This window comes from Micromonospora sp. NPDC005194 (assembly GCF_040608335.1).
Classification (GTDB): domain Bacteria; phylum Actinomycetota; class Actinomycetes; order Mycobacteriales; family Micromonosporaceae; genus Micromonospora.
This window is the reverse complement of record NZ_JBEXIA010000012.1, coordinates 98,893-116,998: the sequence shown is the minus strand read 5'-3', so window position 1 is coordinate 116,998 and position 18,106 is coordinate 98,893. Positions and strand designations below refer to the sequence as shown.

20 protein-coding genes and 2 pseudogenes are annotated in these 18,106 nt (G+C 69.5%); 6 read left to right on the top strand and 16 right to left on the bottom strand.

What is annotated here, in order from left to right:
- The first annotated feature begins 75 nt into the window (after nucleotides 1-75).
- Entirely contained in the window at nucleotides 76-684 is a 609-nt protein-coding gene (locus tag ABZU53_RS13345; RefSeq protein WP_354855640.1) for a helix-turn-helix domain-containing protein, read from the top strand.
- A gap of 158 nt (nucleotides 685-842) precedes the next feature.
- Here the strand turns inward: ABZU53_RS13345 and ABZU53_RS13340 are convergent, their stop codons facing one another.
- The 7 genes from ABZU53_RS13340 to ABZU53_RS13310 form a co-directional block, all read right to left on the bottom strand.
- On the bottom strand, nucleotides 843-2,282 hold the full coding sequence (locus ABZU53_RS13340) for an NAD(P)/FAD-dependent oxidoreductase (RefSeq protein WP_355065936.1): 1,440 nt from the start codon (nucleotides 2,280-2,282) through the stop codon (nucleotides 843-845).
- A 1-nt stretch (nucleotide 2,283) separates the two neighbouring features.
- A complete protein-coding gene (locus tag ABZU53_RS13335; RefSeq protein ID WP_355065935.1) occupies nucleotides 2,284-2,841 on the bottom strand; it encodes a hypothetical protein in 558 nt (185 codons plus the stop codon).
- A 75-nt stretch (nucleotides 2,842-2,916) separates the two neighbouring features.
- The gene (locus ABZU53_RS13330) at nucleotides 2,917-3,216 is read right to left on the bottom strand and encodes a hypothetical protein (RefSeq protein WP_355065933.1); all 300 of its coding nucleotides are present in this window, start codon (nucleotides 3,214-3,216) and stop codon (nucleotides 2,917-2,919) included.
- A gap of 343 nt (nucleotides 3,217-3,559) precedes the next feature.
- On the bottom strand, nucleotides 3,560-4,795 hold the full coding sequence (locus ABZU53_RS13325; protein WP_355065931.1) for a low temperature requirement protein A: 1,236 nt from the start codon (nucleotides 4,793-4,795) through the stop codon (nucleotides 3,560-3,562).
- 143 nt (nucleotides 4,796-4,938) lie between these two features.
- Entirely contained in the window at nucleotides 4,939-5,232 is a 294-nt protein-coding gene (locus ABZU53_RS13320; RefSeq protein ID WP_354855645.1) for a DUF1330 domain-containing protein, read from the bottom strand.
- A gap of 232 nt (nucleotides 5,233-5,464) precedes the next feature.
- Nucleotides 5,465-5,815, bottom strand: a complete 351-nt coding sequence (locus tag ABZU53_RS13315; protein WP_355065929.1) for a transposase family protein — start codon at nucleotides 5,813-5,815, stop codon at nucleotides 5,465-5,467.
- Nucleotides 5,816-6,070: 255 nt separating this feature from the next.
- A complete protein-coding gene (locus ABZU53_RS13310) occupies nucleotides 6,071-6,523 on the bottom strand; it encodes a VOC family protein (protein WP_354855647.1) in 453 nt (150 codons plus the stop codon).
- Between the two features lie 281 nt (nucleotides 6,524-6,804).
- On the opposite strand from ABZU53_RS13310, the gene ABZU53_RS13305 reads away from it, so the two are divergent.
- Complete coding sequence (locus ABZU53_RS13305; protein WP_355065927.1) at nucleotides 6,805-8,151, top strand: UvrD-helicase domain-containing protein; 1,347 nt, start codon at nucleotides 6,805-6,807, stop codon at nucleotides 8,149-8,151.
- 86 nt (nucleotides 8,152-8,237) lie between these two features.
- Here the strand turns inward: ABZU53_RS13305 and ABZU53_RS13300 are convergent, their stop codons facing one another.
- Complete coding sequence (locus tag ABZU53_RS13300) at nucleotides 8,238-8,360, bottom strand: hypothetical protein (RefSeq protein ID WP_355065925.1); 123 nt, start codon at nucleotides 8,358-8,360, stop codon at nucleotides 8,238-8,240.
- Between ABZU53_RS13300 and ABZU53_RS13295 the strand changes: the two genes are divergently transcribed.
- The 4 genes from ABZU53_RS13295 (at nucleotide 8,349) to ABZU53_RS13280 (ending at nucleotide 10,543) form a co-directional block, all read left to right on the top strand.
- The gene (locus ABZU53_RS13295; protein WP_355065923.1) at nucleotides 8,349-8,963 is read left to right on the top strand and encodes an ATP-binding domain-containing protein; all 615 of its coding nucleotides are present in this window, start codon (nucleotides 8,349-8,351) and stop codon (nucleotides 8,961-8,963) included. The genes ABZU53_RS13300 and ABZU53_RS13295 overlap by 12 nt on opposite strands.
- Before the next feature lie 151 nt (nucleotides 8,964-9,114).
- Nucleotides 9,115-9,489: a metalloregulator ArsR/SmtB family transcription factor gene (locus tag ABZU53_RS13290; protein WP_355065921.1), complete on the top strand. Its 375-nt coding sequence runs from the start codon at nucleotides 9,115-9,117 to the stop codon at nucleotides 9,487-9,489.
- Nucleotides 9,486-9,968, top strand: a complete 483-nt coding sequence (locus ABZU53_RS13285; RefSeq protein WP_355065919.1) for an SRPBCC domain-containing protein — start codon at nucleotides 9,486-9,488, stop codon at nucleotides 9,966-9,968. The genes ABZU53_RS13290 and ABZU53_RS13285 overlap by 4 nt, the downstream gene beginning before the upstream one ends.
- Nucleotides 9,969-9,979: 11 nt before the next feature.
- The gene (locus tag ABZU53_RS13280) at nucleotides 9,980-10,543 is read left to right on the top strand and encodes a dihydrofolate reductase family protein (protein ID WP_355065917.1); all 564 of its coding nucleotides are present in this window, start codon (nucleotides 9,980-9,982) and stop codon (nucleotides 10,541-10,543) included.
- Between the two features lie 120 nt (nucleotides 10,544-10,663).
- On the opposite strand, the gene ABZU53_RS13275 is transcribed toward ABZU53_RS13280, so the two are convergent.
- From ABZU53_RS13275 to ABZU53_RS13240, 8 genes and pseudogenes are all read right to left on the bottom strand, one after another.
- Complete coding sequence (locus ABZU53_RS13275) at nucleotides 10,664-12,613, bottom strand: translation factor GTPase family protein (RefSeq protein ID WP_355065915.1); 1,950 nt, start codon at nucleotides 12,611-12,613, stop codon at nucleotides 10,664-10,666.
- 378 nt (nucleotides 12,614-12,991) lie between these two features.
- A pseudogene (locus ABZU53_RS13270) lies at nucleotides 12,992-13,175 on the bottom strand (ATP-binding cassette domain-containing protein); the annotation flags it as partial.
- A gap of 429 nt (nucleotides 13,176-13,604) precedes the next feature.
- Complete coding sequence (locus ABZU53_RS13265; protein ID WP_354855654.1) at nucleotides 13,605-14,111, bottom strand: hypothetical protein; 507 nt, start codon at nucleotides 14,109-14,111, stop codon at nucleotides 13,605-13,607.
- Nucleotides 14,112-14,449: 338 nt separating this feature from the next.
- Nucleotides 14,450-16,054, bottom strand: a pseudogene (gene ptsP, locus ABZU53_RS13260) (phosphoenolpyruvate--protein phosphotransferase); the annotation flags it as partial.
- Nucleotides 16,047-16,322, bottom strand: coding sequence for an HPr family phosphocarrier protein (locus ABZU53_RS13255; RefSeq protein WP_354855655.1), 276 nt, complete (start codon nucleotides 16,320-16,322; stop codon nucleotides 16,047-16,049). The pseudogene ptsP and the gene ABZU53_RS13255, both read right to left, overlap by 8 nt.
- Before the next feature lie 9 nt (nucleotides 16,323-16,331).
- The gene (locus tag ABZU53_RS13250; RefSeq protein WP_355065913.1) at nucleotides 16,332-17,372 is read right to left on the bottom strand and encodes a zinc-dependent dehydrogenase; all 1,041 of its coding nucleotides are present in this window, start codon (nucleotides 17,370-17,372) and stop codon (nucleotides 16,332-16,334) included.
- Nucleotides 17,369-17,803, bottom strand: coding sequence for a PTS sugar transporter subunit IIA (locus ABZU53_RS13245; protein ID WP_355065911.1), 435 nt, complete (start codon nucleotides 17,801-17,803; stop codon nucleotides 17,369-17,371). Before ABZU53_RS13245 ends, ABZU53_RS13250 begins: the two co-directional genes overlap by 4 nt.
- Nucleotides 17,796-18,104 (bottom strand): PTS lactose transporter subunit IIB, encoded by a 309-nt coding sequence (locus tag ABZU53_RS13240; protein ID WP_354855658.1) that lies wholly within the window; start codon nucleotides 18,102-18,104, stop codon nucleotides 17,796-17,798. Before ABZU53_RS13240 ends, ABZU53_RS13245 begins: the two co-directional genes overlap by 8 nt.
- Nucleotides 18,105-18,106 lie beyond the last annotated feature (2 nt).

The window sequence follows — 18,106 nt, the reverse complement described above, 5'->3', positions numbered from 1 at the left end:
GATCGACGAACGGAGGGCCTCGTCCAATATCGCAGGCACAGATCAGACCGAACGTTCTGTCGCTAAGATGGTGGGATGACGCGCGACGAACCCGATGCCCGGCCCTCTGAGGCACGGCTCAGGCTTCTCCGCACGGCGATCAGAATCTTCTACGCGGAGGGCATTCACTCCGTCGGCGTCGACCGGATCATCGCCGAGGCGAAGGTGACCAGGGCCACGTTCTACCGGCACTTCCCCAGCAAGGACGACCTCATCCTGGCCTACCTACGTAAGGTGCATCAGCTGGAGCGCGGCATGGTCGACGAGGCCATCGCCGCCAACCGATCGCCGGTCGATCCACTCCTGGCCATCGCGGGTTCCATCGCTCAGAACATCCAGTCCCCCGGGTTTCGCGGGTGCGCCTTTCTGAACGCCGCAGCGGAATACCCCGACACGAACCATCCCGTGCACCAAGAACTCACGGCCCACCGGCAATGGTTCCTGGACACCATCACCATGCTCATGGCACAGGTCCACGAAGAAACGGCGGATCCCGCGGCACGCCACTTCGTCATGCTCCGGGACGGCGCCATGGCAGCCGGATGCCTTTCCGACCCCACGTTGGTGTCCGAGACCTTCCTGCGCGGTGTCGAAGGACTCCTCAGGATCAACTCGGAGCGTCAGTCGGCAGAGTCGGCCCGCTAGTCCTCGCGCGACCGTTGCCGCACGACGTCGAGCTGGGCCACCCCCGGTGAGGGGATGACCCAGCTCCTTCGTGTTGCCACCACCGGTTGAGCCCGTTCGTGAGCCTCGTCGCAACGGGTGCCCGGCCGGCGGTGGCGAGCACGGCCGAACGGCTCGGGTCAGCGGCCGTACGCCTCGAGCAGACGTAGCCAGACCTCGCTGACGGTCGGGTACGCGGGAACGGCGTGCCACAGCCGCTCCAGGGGGACCTCACCGACGACGGCGATCGTCGCGGCATGGAGCAGTTCCGCGACGTCCGGGCCGACGAGGGTGAAGCCGACGATGACCCGCCGGTCCTCGTCCACGACCATCCGGGCATGCCCCTGGTAGCCGTCGGCATGCAGCGCGGACCCGGCGACGGCGGCCAGGTCGTAGTCGACGACCCGGGTCCGCAGCCCGGCGGCCTCGGCGGCGGCTGCGGTCAGCCCCACCGACGCGACCTCCGGGTCGGTGAAGACGACCTGCGGCACGGCGCGCGCGTCGGCGGTGGCGACGTGCCGACCCCACGGGCGTTCGTCTGGCGCTTCGCCCCTGGCCCGCGCCACGATCACGTCGCCCACCGCTCGAGCCTGGTACTTGCCCTGGTGGGTCAGGAGCACCCGCCGGTTGACGTCCCCGGCCGCGTACAGCCATCCGTCGCCGATCAACGCGCCGGCACCGTCGACCACTCGCAGGGTGTCGTCGACCGTGAGCCAGGCGCCCGGCTTCAGGCCGATCCGGTCGAGGCCGACGTCGTGCGTGTTAGGCGTACGGCCGATCGCAACGAGGATTTCGTCGGCCTCGACCTGGTCGCCGTCGGTGAGCGTGATGTGCGCCGTGCCGTCGCCGTCGCGGCTCACCGAGGTGGCCTCGGCACCGAGTTGGACGGACACGCCGGCTTCTCGCAGGGACTGCGTGACCCGCTCGCCGACGAACGGCTCCGCCAGCGTGAGCACTCCGTCCCGCGCGAGGACCGTCACCGACGATCCGAGGCTGGCGTACGCCGTCGCCATCTCCGCGGCCACCACGCCACCACCGATGATGGCGAGCCGGCCGGGAACCTCGCTCGCGGCGGCGGCCTCACGGCTGGTCCACGGCGCCGCCTCATGCAGGCCGGCGATGTCCGGCACCAGCGCGCTACTTCCGGTCGCGATGACGACCGCGTGTCGGGCGGTGAGCGAGGTCGGGGCACCGTCCGCGCCGGTCACCTCGACGAACCGGTCGGAGCTGATCCGCCCCTGGCCCCGATACAGCGCGATCCCCGCCGAATTCAGCCAGGACACCTGGCCGTCGTCCTTCCAGTGCGAGGCGAAGGAGTCCCGGCGGCGCAGCACGGCCGCCGCGTCCAGATCGCCGGTCACCGCCTCGCGCGCTCCGGGCAGCTGACGAGCCGCCCGGAGCGCCGTCTGGCTGCGCAGCAACGCCTTGGTCGGCATGCAGGCCCAGTACGAGCACTCACCACCCACCAGTTCCCGCTCGACGATCGCGGCGGTCAGGCCGCCCCGCACGACGCGGTCGGCGACGTTCTCCCCCACCGGCCCCGCGCCGATGACAATGACGTCGTACGTGGCGTTCTGCACGTCAGTTCCCCTTCGCGGCGCGGCCGAGGCGGATGGCTGCGATGAGGAAGAAGATAGCGCCGGGGATGGCGTAGCCGATCGCGTTGGTCAGCGCCGGGTTGTCCGCGGAGGCAGCCGCGAAGAACGATCCACCGGCAATGACGGAGATGCCACCGCTAATGATCATCGGCCACTGGCCACCCATCTTGCGGCGGGTGACGCCCACGATCAGCTGAACCAGCCCGGCCACGACCGCCCAGGCGCCCCAGACACGCAGGACCGCCGGGATGCCGGACGCGCCGGCGATGCCCAGGCCCACCGCGGCGAGCAGGCTGATCGCGACGTTCACGTACAGCAGGGTGGGCGATCCGGTGGCCCGCGACGCGCGGACATCGACGATGGCGGCGGCCACGTCGAACAGCGGGTAGAGCACGAGCAGCGCGACGGTGAGGGGGTTGAGGTGCTGGGCGAGTGGAAACGTCACGGCAGCCCAGACGATTGCGAAGGCGAAGCGGCCGAAATACAACCGCCGCAAGGCAGCGGCCGTCGTCGAGATGCCGGGAACGGCAAGGGTGGTCATGGTCATCCTCTCGGTGATTCCGGAGCGGAGGGACGCCCAGCGGGTGCGGGCCACCGCCGGGACAAGACGGCGGTGCTACTCGATGTTGGAGAACAGCCCCGTGATCTCCACCTGAGCGCCCTGGAGCCCACCGAAGACGGCGCCGGCAGCGGGCGTCGCGACCGCGGCGGAGGCGTCCTCGTAGCTGGCGAAGTACAGGTCGAGCGTCCGGTACGCGGGAGTAGGCGTGCCGTCCTCCTTCGGCCACACCTTGGCTGACTCGACCCGCTGAACCTTCGGGAATGTCTCCGCGGCCCGACGCACGTCGTCGTAGACCTTCTCGAACTCGGCAGGGTCGGCGGGATTACCGATAACGAGGGTGATCTTGGTAGGCATGGCGCTCTCCTTCAGGGACAGCCGCACACCCGGCTGCGCCAGGTGGAACGAACGTTCTGTCCCTGAGAACCGTACCGACCGACACTTCTGCCGTCAAGACCGACCGTTCTATCTGGCCACTATTGATCGAGTGGGGCTCGCCACTACCCGTGACAGCAGCGCAGGTGCGGCATCCGCGCCCGGTGCGTGCCACGCCGGGCGATTACCCGGCGACACGGGTCATCGCGGCGATCGACCGCCTCGCCTCCGCTTCGGCCGTGGCGGTGTTGGACACGGAGATCGCGTCAGCCGCCGTCCTCGCCACGTGGTTCCGCCCGCGCAGCAGGTGCGCAGGACCGCCGCGTCACGCCTCGGAGTCGCGATCTCCGGACGTCTCCCGTCCGATCGGCGAGGCGGGACCCTCCAGCGGCTGCCCCCGGCTTCGCAGCGCGTCGAGTAGCGCGACCAGGGCCAGCACTCCGGCCACCACGCTCAGCCCGGCCATCGGCGTCCAACGGGCCAACGCCGGCGTGAACAGCAGCAGGGCCACCAAGCCGATCATGGGGGGTCGGGAAACCCGGCCGAAGATCTCGTATTCCAGCCGCATACGGGCGACGAGGAAGAGCATCGGACCGCCCACCACGAACAGCAGCCAACTGGGCCGCGGCTGCCCGAACGGATGATCGATCACCAGCTCGTAGCCGACCGCCGTGACGAGCACGCTTAGCACGATCAACAGATGCGTCCGTTCCAACACCGCGCCCAGCCGGCCCGGCATACCCGCTCGGCCGAACGCCTGCGTCAACAGCAAACCGGCGCGGTAGAAGTAGATCCGCCAGAGCAGCGCGCTGGTGACGAACGCGACCGCGAAGGCGGCGGCCCGCTCCGCGGAATAGTCCGCGCCGCTGAAGACCACGCCGATAACCAGAATCGACTCACCGAGTGCGATGAGAAACATCTGTTGATAACGGTCCGCGAGATGGGTCCCCTCGATCCGCCACCGACCTACTTTCGACACCCCGAGCCACGGCAGCGGCCAGCCCAGGGCCCAGGCGAGGTAGTCGACGGCGAGTGCGGCAGCCCACAGCGGCAGGCGGAGTCGGTCCGGGCCCAGCGCGCCGGCCAGCCACAGCGGCGCGCTCGCCGAGGCCCACACGGCAAGTCGGATCGGCACCAGCCGTCGCGGGTGGCCACGCAGCGCGGCGGCGATCACCACTGGCCGCACCACCATCACCATCAGGTACGCGGCCGTGAACGGGAGCGCTCGCTCCTCCATGGCGCGTGGCAACGTCACCGCCATGATCAGGCCGGCGAACATGGTGCCGACCACGACGGCTTGAATGATCGGTTGCTCTGGTTCGTAGCGACTGGTGATCCAGGCGGTGTGCGACCAGACCAGCCAGAGCGCCAGAAAGAGCAGCAGGGTACGTCCGAACCCGGTGACGAGCGCCCAGCCAGTGTCATCGCTCAAGGTGGCGAATCGTTGCGAGACCCGGGTGAGGGCAACGACGAAGGCCAGATCGAAGAACAGCTCCAGGAAAGTGGCACGGCCCGAACTGGTGGGAGGGCGCAGCAGCTCGGCACCCCGCCCCGCCGCCATCGTCCGCCTCCGTCCGCCCCGTGTCACCAACGAGCCGGTCGCCAGAGGAGTTGCGTCAGCCCTCATCCCGCCGCAACGACGCCTGGCAAGCGCAGGAGTCGTTCAGAAAGGTGAAATCGCTGGCGTTGGCGCGGTCGCCCCGGTCAGTCGATGCCTTCGATGATGCGGAAGTCGCGCTCGACGCCGTCGGAGAGGGCGACCAGCGCCTCCTGGTAGGCCTCGCTCTCGTGTGCCGCGACGGCCTGTTCGAAGCTGTCGAACTCGATCAGGACGGTGCGCTCGGCGATTCCGGCGTCGTGTGCGACGACTCGACCGCCGCGGGAGAGGACCCGCCCGCCCCCGGCCTGGACGGCTGGAGCGGCCAGCTTGTTGTAGGCAGTCAGCTTCTCAGGGTCTGAAATGGTGCGGTAGGCACTGACCCAGTAGCCCTTGGCCACGGAACCTCCAGTGTTCTTTCCACGATCGGCTGACGGGCTTGACCCGTTTCGAGGGACAGGGGCGCTGCGGTGTCAGGCTACCCGCCGGGCCGTACCGAGTGGGTCGCGGTGGCTACACAGGCCGCTGGCTGAGGTAGCCCAGGCTGCGGCCGAAGGCGTCCGTGCCGTAAAACTCCTGCGAGATCAGACCCTCGGACTGTCAATGAACGAATCGAGATTGATTGAGGTGATCTCAGCGGGAATCGGGCAGGTATCGGTGTTCGAAATGGGTCAATACGAGGCTGGCGCGGACGATGTCGCCGACGTCGAGGATCACGTGGGACCAGCCCTCGTCCGCGACCCGCCGCAGGGCGGTGTGTAGGTCCGGGGCCTGAGCGGACAGGACCGTGATGGTCTCGGCGATGTAGCGGTACGCCGCGGCCCTCGACACGGCGAATCCAGCGCCGAGCAGGGTCTTGTCCCCGCCTTTGCGGAACCAGACCAGCGCCATCAGCGCCTGACGAAAGCAGGTCATCGCCCTGGTGCCCTTTCGGGTGCCGCGGGCGCGGTGTTCGGTGGCCAGCAGCCGGGCAAGGTGGTGCACGAGTTCCCTTGGGGACGTCGAGCATGGCACGATAAGCGATCACGTGGAGTCCTGACTGGTGAAGTAGATTTTGGCAGATCTTCTTCTACCGAGGACTCCACGCCGAGTCCAGCACCGTCCGCTCTGGACGGTTGGGTCCGTGTCGACCCATTTCCGGACTCCAGCTCCGGCATTGACACTTCGCTAAAGAGCTGGCCAGACCGCAGGCCATGCCGCCGTACGCGATCCTGCGTCGCATTCGAAGGGCCGGCCCAATCAGCGTGGGAACGGACCCAGAGGTGACTTGTCGCCTACTGACCACTTGTGACCGAACGGGTCCGTGAAGCCACCTTGACGGTGCGTCCCCCAGGGCACGTGGTGATCCTCGATTCCCGCTCCGGCGATCGCGCCCGCGGCCACGGCGCGCTCGATGAAGGTGTCGGGATCATCGCCGAACACCTCAATGCGGGTGCTCGTGACCCCCGCCTGGCCGGGACTGGTCTCTGTGGGGTTCTCGGGATTGACCTCATGGAGGAAGAAGGCCGCGCCACTGATCTCAAGGCCGGCGACGCCACCAAGGTTCCACAGCTCTGTCGCGCCCAGCGCAGCCTTGTACCAGGCGACCGCAGCGTCAGCATCCGGGACGATCAGCATCACAGAGATCACTGATGGCGAAGCGGACACCGTGTCGCCGGACGGCACGGAACGATCTCTCAGTTCCTCAGTCATACCCACAGCATCCCCGATGTCACCAGCAGCGTCTCCCCAGTCCGGCCCACGGCCAGACTCCACCAGCCCCGAAGACGAGCAGCTCGCGAAGCGTCAGTGCCGTCCAACCCTTTGCTGAGATCACTTCACTGAGGCCACACGCGAACCCGAACTGCAAGGTATTGAGATTCCCCTCCCTGCCGGCGGATTTCCTGGCCGATGACGGAAACACAAACCTATGCTTGCCGCCGACCGCACTGCGGCTCGTCCGGGCCGAGGGACACCCATACAAGGACTTGCGAATGCGCCGGAAGTCTGCTCTGAACAACGGCACTGCTGGCGTCAGCGAACCACCGACCTCTACCGCGGAGGGCGTCGCGCGCCGATCCGCGATAGCCGAGGAACAGGCGTTTCTCGACGTGGCCACGGCCCGGCGCGACAAGCTGGTCGACCAGCTACAGGTCGAGCTTTCGTCGGAGGCGCTGGACGCATTGGCGCTGGCCCGGCAGCGCATGCTCCGCCAGCAGTTCGACGAGCTCCAGCGAGCAGAGGAAGGGCTGGTCTTCGGCCGCCTCGACGGTCTTGACGGCACCGTACGCCACGTCGGCCGTGTCGGTCTCCGCGACGACGGCGAGGGCAGCGAGCCAGTGCTGGTGGACTGGCGCGCTCCCGCAGCTCGGCCGTTCTACACCGCGACGGCTGTCGACCCACAGGGTCAGGCACGGCGCCGACACATCCGTACGACGGGATCGGTCGTCGTCGGCGTGGACGACGAGCCTCTGGACGGAACCACGACGGCGGAACTCGTCGGCGAAGGCGCTCTCCTGGCCGCCCTCGACCAGCGGCGCACCGGCCGCATGTCGACAGCGATCTCCACGCTGCAACGCGAACAGGACGACATCGTCCGGGCGGAGGCGACCGGCCCACTGATCGTTCAGGGCGGTCCCGGCACCGGCAAGACCGTTGTCGCCCTGCACCGCGTCGCGTACCTGCTGTTCACCCACCGCAAGATGGCCGACCAGGCGGTCCTGGTTCTGGGCCCCTCGCCGCGGTTCCTCCAGTACATCGCCCAGGTGCTACCCGCGCTCGGTGAGACCGACGTCGTCTCGGCGACCTGCGACACCCTGCTGACCGACGTTCAGGTGGGCCGCGACGAGAGCTGGCCTCTCGCCGAGATCAAGGGCCGCGCCCTCTGGCAGCCCGCGCTCGAAAACTACGTCACGTCGCTGCTTCCCCGGCCCCGCGAGCTGAAGCTGCGCTGGGAGGGCGAGTTCTACGTCATCGCAGCCACAACTGTGGCGCACGCCCTCGCCTCGGCGGTGCAGGGACGCCCCTACCACCGCGCCCGCGCGCCGTTCGCCGAGCAGTTGCATCACCTACTCGCCGATGTCGTCGCCGAGCAGCGCGAGGCGCTGATGGACGAGATGGAGGAGGGCTTCGAGGACATCCTCGCTCGCGTCGACAGGGACATGGGGAATGACCACCACTCCGCCCGGACGTCCACCGGCAGTGACATCGACGGGTTGCTCTCCGAGGAGGAGACCGAACAGTTGCGCGATGTCGTATCGCCGAGGACGCCACCATCGCCCGGTTCATCGAGGCATGGTGGCCCACCCTCGACCCGGAAACCCTGCTGGGTGATCTCCTGACCGACCGCACCCTGCTGGCCCGGTTCGCCCCGCAGCTGTCCACCGAGGAGATCACCGCCGTCGCGGCCGAGCCCGCCGGATGGGCATCAAGCGACATTCCCCTGCTCGACACCATTGCCGACCTGCTCGGCGAGGTCGACGCCCCGCAACCACAGGGCGAGTTCGTTGCCGACCGCGCTCGCCGGCAGCGTGGCTGGGTGTACGGCCACGTCGTCATCGACGAGGCGCAGGAGCTGTCCGAGATGCAGTGGCAGATGGTTCTGCGGCGCTGTCCCAGCCGCTCCATCACCGCCGTCGGTGACATCGACCAGGCGGAGGCAGCCCACCGGCACACCAGCTGGGCACAAGCGGTGCGGGCCGTTTTCGGAGACCGCTGGACCGCCGCGGAACTCACCATCTGCTACCGGACCCCGCGCGAGGTCATGGACCTCACCGAACCGGTCTTGAAGAAGGCTGGCAGCCACAACACGCCGCCACGGGCGGTACGCTCCTCCGGCATCGCCCCCTGGGAGCTCACGATCGCACCCGCTGATCTTGCTGGTGCTGCCGCCGAAGCAGTGCGGCAGCTGCAGCAGCGGTGGCACGGCGGCACGGTCGGCGTCATCGCTCCCGCCGACCGCATCGCCGAACTCCTGGCCGTGCTGAGTGATGTGCCAGTGCTCACCGCGACCCAGTCCAAGGGATTGGAATGGGACGCGACGCTCCTCATTGACCCCCAGGGCATCGCCGCTGAGCCGCGCGGTTGGAACGGCCTCTACGTCGCGCTCACCCGATGCACCCAGGAACTCGGACAGCTGATCCTCACGCAGTAGTCGCCACCCCTACTGAAGGGGCTGTCCGCGTCCGGCGTACGTCAGCGCTGGTGGCGGGAGCCGAGCCGGCCCAGGCGAACGAATCCGTTGACAACATCATCGGCACCTCAATACGCTTAACAGGTCCGTTAAGTGAAGGGGGACGGTTCGGGTGGGTGGCACCGATCAGCTCAGCGCGGTGTTCTCGGCGCTCGCCGACCCGACTCGACGCGCGATCCTCGCCGAGCTGGCCGAACGCGACGCCACGGTCACCGATCTGACCGCTTCTTTCTCCATCTCGATGCCAGCGGTGTCCCGGCACCTGAAGGTGCTCGAACGCGCCGCGCTCATCTCGCGATCGCGGTCGGGCAAGTGGCGCGAGAGCCGCCTCGAGGCTGCCCCGCTGCGCGAGGCGGCCGACTGGATCGAGCACTACCGGCGGTTCTGGGACTCGTCCCTCACCCGCCTCGATGCCCACCTTGCCGCGGTGCAGGCCGCCGGACGGGCAACGGATCAGATGGCCGACGACACCCGGGAGCTCGAATGAACGCCGAAACTCCGCAGCTCGTCATCTCTCGCGTGTTCGACGCGCCACGGAAGCTCGTCTACCAAGCCTTCATCGACCCTGACCACCTGGCGGCGTGGTGGGGCCCGATCGGCAACTCACTACCGCGCGACGAGATCGAGTTCGACGTACGCCCCGGGGGCTTTCAACGGTGGACGGAGGTCAATGCGGCCACACCCGACCTTCGCGTCCACGTCCACGTCGACCTCACCGACGTCGCCGACGGCGAACTGCTCGAAGGCGTCATGCACGTCAGTGGCCGGCTGCAGGAGGGCATCGAGCCGTTCGAGACGAGGTTGCGGGTCGAGTTCCACGACGAATCCGACGGGCGGACGCGACTGGAGATCCGCCAGTGGCTGCCCGAGCACCTGACACAGCCCAGCGAGGAGGGTTGGCGCCAGGCGTTCACCAAGCTGGACGCCGCGTTGGCGAATGTCCAGGTCCTTGCAGCTGATCATTGAGGGGTAGAGGCATGGCGAAGCTGATCTACGTGAACAACGTATCGCTTGACGGCTACATCGAGGACGAAAGCGGCGCGTTCAACTGGTTGCCGATGGACGATGAGCTATTCGTGCTCTACACCGACCTCCTTCGGTCCGTCGGCACGTTCCTCTACGGCCGGCGCCTGTACGAATCGATGGCCCACTGGGAGACCAACCCGGCTCTGGCCGCGCAGTCTGACCTCACGGCCGACTTCGCGAGCGTCTGGAAGGCGGCGAACAAAGTCGTCTACTCGACGACCCTCGCCGCGGTGTCAACTGCCGACACCCGACTCGAACGCCGTTTCGACCCCGCCGCGGTACACGAACTGAAGGCGACGGCCAGCAGCGATCTCACCGTAGGAGGTGCCAACCTCGCGGCGCAGGCTTTCAAGGCCGGGCTGGTCGACGAGTGCCAGCTGTTCATCTGGCCCGTTATCGTCGGCGGGGGCAAGCCAGGGCTGCCGACCGGCACACGCACCGACCTTGAGCTGATCGATCAGCGCCGATTCCGAAACGGCGTCGTACACCTCCGCTACCGCCCTCTCGGGCAGTGAACGACAGCCCTGCCCGATCGCCGGCGCTGGCATCACCGGCGGAGCGCTGACGACCGGTTCGGCGGAGGGTTTCCACAGGCCCTGACCTGTGGAAACCCGCTCGCGGTCGGAACGGCCGGCCTACCGCGGTACGGCACGGAACCACGCCTCCCGGTCGCCCGGGTCCGGTCCGCGCCGGGGCAAGGTCGGCGGGTCCTCGCCGGTGACCGGCGCGTAGTGGTCGAAGGTCGTGGTCAGGACAGCCTCCCCGCCGGTGAGGTCGGGAAGAGCGGCGACGACCTGCGGCACCCGGGAGGACGGCAGGGTGCCGCTCACCTCGAGGTAACCGCCGGCGACGGCGGTCTCGTGGACCACCCCTCCCCGCCTGACGAGCAGCGCCAGCACCGCCTCCACCGCGTGCTGGGGAAGGTTGACGTCGAACCGCTCGATCGGCTGGCACACCCGGGCACCGGCTTGGCGCAGCGCCGCGGCGACCACGACCGGGGCGAGGTTGCGGAAGTCCGCCGCCACGGTCGAGATGGACTTGTCGAACTTCTGATGCGGCCTGCTCTGTCGCGGGAGGTACCGGGAGGCCGTCATGGTTACCACACAGTCGGTGACCGGCCAGCCGTGCCGACCCTGCCGCAGCGCGGCCCGCACGCCCTCCTCCGTGGCGGCGACGAATGCCGGTGGCAGCCGGCCGGGTTCGACACCGGGACGAAAGTCGATGCCGTGCCCGACCGGGGAGGCCTCGATCCGTAGCCCGAGCCCGGCCAGGTACGGGTTGCCGCGCTCGTGCACCCGCTCCTCGAAGGCTCCGGTGCCGACGACCCGCTCGATGCAGGCCGTCAGCGTGCCGGAGAAGCGCACCCGGACGCCGTACCGGTCCTCCAGGAGGGCGGCCAGCACCTCCTTCTGGACCTCCCCGTGCAGACGGATCACCGCCTCCGCCTGCTGCTCGTCGAGCCGCAGGTCCACCAGCGGGTCCTCGTCGGCCAGCTCGGCCAGGCCGGCGAACATCGCCAGGCGCTGCTCCGGATTCACCGGCTCGACGACCGCCTGCCGGGTGGGCGGCGGAAACCGATAGCCGTGCCGCCGAGGCGGGTCCCCGATGTGCTGGCCGACCCGGGCCGAGACGCCACGCACCGCGGCAATCTGACCGGCGGACACCGAGGGGCGCACCAGCACGCCTTCGGGCTCGATGACGGCGATCTGGGTCACCGTCTGCGGGCGGGCCCCGGCCAGCTGCACCCGATCTCGCACCCGCAGACGGCCGGACCACAATCGCAGCCAGGCCCGCCGGCCGTGGCCGTCCCGATCGACGGCGAAGACCGTGCCCGCCAGCGGACCGTCCCGCTGCTCGCCACGCGGCAGCAGGTCGGCGAGGAGATGGCACAGCTGCCGTACCCCTGCTCCGGTGATCGCCGAACCGCACGCCACCGGGGTGAGCTCGGCGCGGCGCACCGCGTTCCGGATCGCACGGCGGACGTCGCGGATGCGTACCGGCTCGTCTGTCAGCCACCGCGCCGCCACCGCGTCGTCGACCTCCGCCACCGCCTCCAGCACCGGTTCGGCGTCGAGGCCGACGGCCCGCACCCGGACGTCGCGCCCGATCTGGCCGGTGACCGTGGTGAGCAATACCGGACGCGCCCCGAGCCGCTGGCGTACCTGGGTCAGCACCCGGTCGACGTCGGCGCCGCGGCGGTCCACCTTGTTCAGGAAGAAGACCGTCGGTACACCGATGCGGCGCAGCGCCCGCCAGATGGCGACGGTCTGCGGCTGGACCCCCTCGACGCTCGACACCACGAGCACGGCGGCGTCGAGCACTGCCAGCGACCGCTCGACCTCCGCGATGAAATCCGGATGGCCGGGGGTGTCCAGCAGGTTGATGCTCAGATCACCGATGGCGATCGACGTGACGGCCGCCCGAATGGTGATGCCGCGCCGGCGCTCCAGCTCCATCGAGTCGGTCCGTGTCGTGCCGGCGTCGACGCTGCCCAACTGGGACACGGCGCCTGCCTCGTAGAGCAGGCGCTCGGTCAGGCTGGTCTTGCCGGCGTCAACATGGGCGACGATTCCAAGGTTCAACAATGCCAAAGCAGAACTCCACGGTAGGACGGTCAAGGGTCCGGAACGTGGAAGCTGCTCGCATTGTCACTCCTCGTCATGGTCGTTGTGGCCGACGTGCTCCACCGGGGTGCAGCGGTGCGGCGTCTTGAGGTTCGCACGTCCGCTGCGACCGCCGCCACCGAATTCGATCGCGGCACCGCCACGGTCGGCCCCGCGCATCAGGCCGTGTCGACCCGCCACAACCCCTGGCGTCGCCGTGCCGCCGCCTGTGCGTCGGCACTCGGGTGGACCGCTACCCCGTACCATCGGGCATCAGGTAGAGCGGCTGTCGTGGCGTGGGCGGCGACAATCAGGGCAGGGCACGACGCCGTGCCGGCGACGCGAGCTTCCCGGCGTACCGACGTTTCGCAGCAACTCCAGAACCCGTTTGCTGGATCGGGTGTCCAGCGCGCCGGTCGGCTCGTCCGCTGCCCACCATGTCCGGACGGGTGATCAGCGCGCGGGCGACCGCGACTCGCTGCTGCTGGCCGCCGGAGAGTTCGCTGGGGCGCCGCCCGCCGTACTCGCTGATGCCGACAGTCGCCGTTCACCCCGACCTACCGCAGGCTGAGCGAGGACCCCCGCTGGACCACGCACGCGCTGGCCGGCGGCCACAACCTCATGCGCGACGCCCCGGACGAGCTGGCGAGGATCCTGAGCGACGTCGCCGCGTCCCGCTGATCGGCGCCTCCGCCGGCGCCGCCGGGAGACGCTCGCCGAGGCGTACCGCTGGAGTCCCCCAGAGCACCAGCGCGCCCAGGCCCGCACCCGATCCGCCGGCGCGGACCCGGCGACCTGCTGCGTCGACCGTACGGCAGAGCCCAGCTGCGGGCGACCTAAGGGGCCGGCTGCAGACCCGTGAACGGGAAGATCCACTCCGGGTGGGCTGCGGAGATCACCTGCACACAGGCATCCTCGATGATCGTCCTTACCGGATGATCATCGGGGTTACGGGGCGTTCGCTTGGCAGGATTCAGGATTGGGAGGCTACCTGGGGCAGGTGCCGGGCAAGTTCGGCGCGCAGGACGCCGGTCGCGGGCCTAAGCAAGCCGACGCTGACCGTGTAGACAGGCTGTCCCGCACGGAGCCGTGGACGAAGTGTCGTGGCAGACGGCACGACCGCTGCGGGGAGCAGAGTGACCTCAAGGACGGCGAACGGACCAGGACGGCGGACCATCGCCGACTGGATGGCCTGCCACGGGAGAACGGCCATCCGCCCCCGCTCGGCGAGCCTCAACGCCGGACCGGTTACGTCGACAGATGACCAGTTCCTTCGGTGCAGGGCGAGCGAGAAAGCGCTGAGGAGGACGGCGTAGAGGACGCCTGACGCGACGATGTTCGTCAGGTCGGCAGGCGGCCGCCCAGCAACGAGTGATAGAACGACTTGGACAAGAGCCCAGGCCAGCAAGCCGATCACCAGCCTGAACAGGAACATGAGGCGGGCGGACGTACGGAACATCGTCCCGTCGCTTGCGTCCATGAAGGGCCCTCCCGTCGACCGATGCAGCCGACTGTAGAGCAGCCGATCACCTCGGCTGCGGCGCAGGCGTCGGATGAGTACCTGCCGACGATCCGGCCCCACCAATCCGGCCTCGCCGGCACCAGTCCTTGACGACCGGCCATGCCCTTTACCCCGACCAGATGGTTCAGCGGTCACACTTCCGAGATGGAGGTCGGGTCACGAGACATCCCTTAGCGATCCCTGGGGCTGGACGATCTGAACGACGAATCGCCGGTGGCCACGACCGGCTCGCCGCACGGAAACGCCGTCGCCCAACCGGAGCTGGCGCGAAGCGCGGCCACCGCCGCCCGGGCTGCCTCCGGGCTGGGGGCAGCAAGGGCCGCCCCGGCGATCTGGCGGCACTCGTCCAGGGTGTGCGCGGCCAGGGACTCGTGCACCGCCGGAATGCTGCGGGGCGCCATGGACAGGCTGGTGATGCCCAGGCCTGCCAGCACCAGAGCGAAGTTGGGATCCGCTGCGGACTCTCCACACACGCCAACTGGCTTGCCCGCCTCGACGCCGGCTGCCGCGCAGGAGGCGAGGAGCGCGATCAGCGCGGGCTGCCACGGGTCGAGCAGGTCAGCGAGGTCGCCGCACATGCGGTCAGCGGCGAACGTGTACTGGCTGAGGTCGTTGGTGCCGATGCTGAGGAAGTCCGCGTGGCGAAGCACCTGGCTGGCACGCAGGGCAGCGGCCGGCACCTCGATCATCACGCCGGCGGTTGGCAGGCCGTGCTCGCGGCAGGACTCGGTGAACGCGGCCGCCTCCGCCGCCGTGGCGACCATCGGCGCCATCACCCACACGTCGGCGTCCGCCGCCGCAGCCGCCGTCGCGATCGCGGCCAGCTGCGTGGTGAGTACGGCGGGTGTCTGCCGCGCGACCCGCAGGCCGCGGATGCCCAGCGCAGGGTTGGGTTCATCGGCCAGACGCAGGAACGGCAGCGGCTTGTCAGCGCCGGCGTCGAGGGTGCGTACGACGATCTTGCGGCCGGGCAGCGCGGCGAAGACGTCGCGGTACGCGGCGACCTGCTCTTCGTGCGACGGCGGGTCGCTGCGGTCGAGGTAGAGCAGCTCGGTGCGGAACAGGCCGACGCCTTCCACCTCGCCGGTGAGGTCGCGGGCGGAGCCGATGTTGGCCAGTAGCGCGATGGGATGGCCGTCTGCGGTCCGCCCCGGGCCCTGGGAGCGGGCGCGGCGTTCGATCTCCGCGAGTCGGTCCGCGTTGACAGTGGTCACCGTGTCGGCGGAGACGCCGGCCACCACGACGCCGCTCGCCCCGTCGAGAGTGGCCAGCGTGCCGTCGGTCACGTCCAGGATGCCCGCGCAGCGGACCACGGCCGGGATGCCGAGTGTCCGGGCCAGGATCGCGGTGTGGCTGGTCGGGCCGCCCTCGGCCGTGACCAGGCCCAGCACCAGGGCCGGTTCGAGGCCGGCGGTGTCGGCGGGCGCCAGGTCGCGGGCGATGAGCAGGTACGGGTGGCCAGGGTTCGGCACGCCCGGCATCGGCAGCCCCAGGCACGCGGCGACGAGGCGGTCCCGCAGGTCGTCCAGGTCGCTGACCCGCTCGGCGAGGTACCCGCCCGCGGCTTCGAAGGCGGCCCGATGCACGGCGAGCACGTCGGTGATCGCATGCGGCGCGTCCGCACCGCCGTCGATGGCGATGTCGGCCGCGTCGATGAGCGTCTCGTCCTGCGCCATCATCACCTGGGCGCGCAGGACCTCGGCGGCGGTCGCGTCCAGGGCGGTGTCGGCGCGACGGGTCAGGTCGGCGGCGACGGCGAGGACCGCTTCCCGCACGGCCGCCTTCTCGGCTGCGGGATCAACGGTCTCCGCCAACGGCGGCAGGGCCGGCGGCGGAGCCAGCCGGTAGACCGGCCCCGCCGCACCGCCAGGGCTGGCCGCGATTCCCCGAAGTTCACGCATCGACGGCATCCAGATCACGTTCGAGGAGGTCGGCCAGGGTGTCGACGGCGGCCTGCGCGCCGTCGCCGTCGGCCTCCAGGGTGACCTCGGTGCCCTTCCTGGCGCCGAGCGACAGCACGGCGAGCATGCTGCGGGCCGGCACGGGTTTTTTGTCGCCGGTGCGGATGGTGACCAGCACCGGCTGCTTCGCCGCTTCGGCGACGAACAGCGCCGCCGGGCGGGCGTGCAGCCCGCTGGCGGAGCCGACGAGGACTGTTCTGGTGGGCAACGGATCCTCCTACGGTTCGATCGTCACCTTGATCGCTTCGCCGCGCGCCACGATGCCGAAGGCGTCGAGGGCGCGGTCGAGCGGCAGGCAGTGGGTGATGAGATCGGCGACCGGCACGGAGCCGTTGGCGATGAGTCGCAGCGCCTCCTTGTTGTGTTCCGGGCTGGAGCCGTTGGCACCGACGATGGTCAGTTCGCGGTAGTGCACGAGGTTGGAGTCCAGGGAGATGACCGGCTTGTCCTTCGGCAGGCCGCCGAAGAAGCTGATCCGGCCCTGCCGCGCGGTCATCTGCACCGCCTGCTCCTGGGCGGCGCCAGCGGCCGTGGCGGTAATGACGACGTCGGCACCCCGGCCCTCGGTGAGCTTGAGCACCGCGTCGACGACGTCGGTCTCGGCGCCGCAGATCGCCGCGTCCGGCTGCACCAGGTTGGCGGCCAGGTCGAGGCGTTCGCGGTTGAGGTCGACGAGGAGCACCCGGGCCGCGCCGCGCGCCCGGGCCAGGCGGACATGCAGGCAGCCGATCGGCCCGGCGCCCACGACGACCACGTCGTCGCCCTCCCCCACACCGGCGAGGTTCTGGCCGTTGAGGACGCAGGCGAGGGGCTCGGCGACGGACGCCTCGGCGAAGCTGAGTCCCTCGGGGATCCGGTTGAGCCCGTCGACGGCGAGGACGTTGTGGGGCACGACCACGTATTCGGCGAACCCGCCGTCGAAGTGGTATCCCATCGACACCTGGTTGGGGCACACGGTCATCCGGCCGCGCTGGCACTCGGCGCACGTACCGCAGGGGATGGCGGCGATGACCTGGACCCGGTCCCCCGGCCGCCAGCCCGTGACGTCGTCACCGACTTCGGTGATCTCGCCGGCGATCTCGTGGCCCATGACGCGCGGCGGGGCGATGTGGTGGTGGCCGAAGCGGGAGATCTTCACGTCGGTGCCGCAGGTGGAGCATGCGCGGACGCGGATCTTCACGTCGGCGGGGCCCGGCGTGGGCTCGGGCGCGTCCTCGATGCGGACGTCACCGGGTGCGTGGAATCGGACAACCTTCACGAGGGGTTCCCTTCGAGGATAGCGATCACGTCATCGGCGCTCGTCGACTCTCGTAGCCGCTGCGCCTGCGCCGGGTCCATCAACACCGAGGCGAGTTGGGCCAGGATGTCCACGTGCCCGTCGCCGGCCGCGGCGATGGCGACACAGACCCGCACGTCGAAGCCGTCCCAGTCGACGCCGTCCGGGAAGCGCAGCACCGCGAGGGCGTCGCGCTGGACCGACTCCTTGCTGTTCAGCGTGCCGTGCGGGATGGCGACGCCCTCCCCGATGTACGTGGAGACGCTCCGCTCGCGGGCGAGCATCGCGTCCACGTACGCCGGGGCGACCGCGCCGACCTCGACGAGTACCGCGCCGCAGCGGCTGATCGCTTCGTCCCGCGATCGGGCCCGCTCGTCGAGCCGGATCGCGTCACGGGCCAGCAGCTCAGCCACTCAGCTCACCACCGCGCTGTACCGCGTTCACGACCCTGGTGACGGCCGGGTCGCCGATGAACACCTGGATCGGCACGATCACCTTGTCGGGTGCGCTGACCCGGGCCCGCGCGGCGAGCCCCTGGTGGCAGATGACCACGTCTGCGTCCGCCGGGATCGAGTTGACCGGGGTGTGCTCGACGGTCACCGCATTCTTCGCCAGTTGCCGCCGAAGTTGGCTGGCCAGCATCACGCTGCTGCCCATGCCGGCGTCGCAGGCGACGACGACCTTCTTGATTTCGGTGCCGTTGATGGTGGGCATCT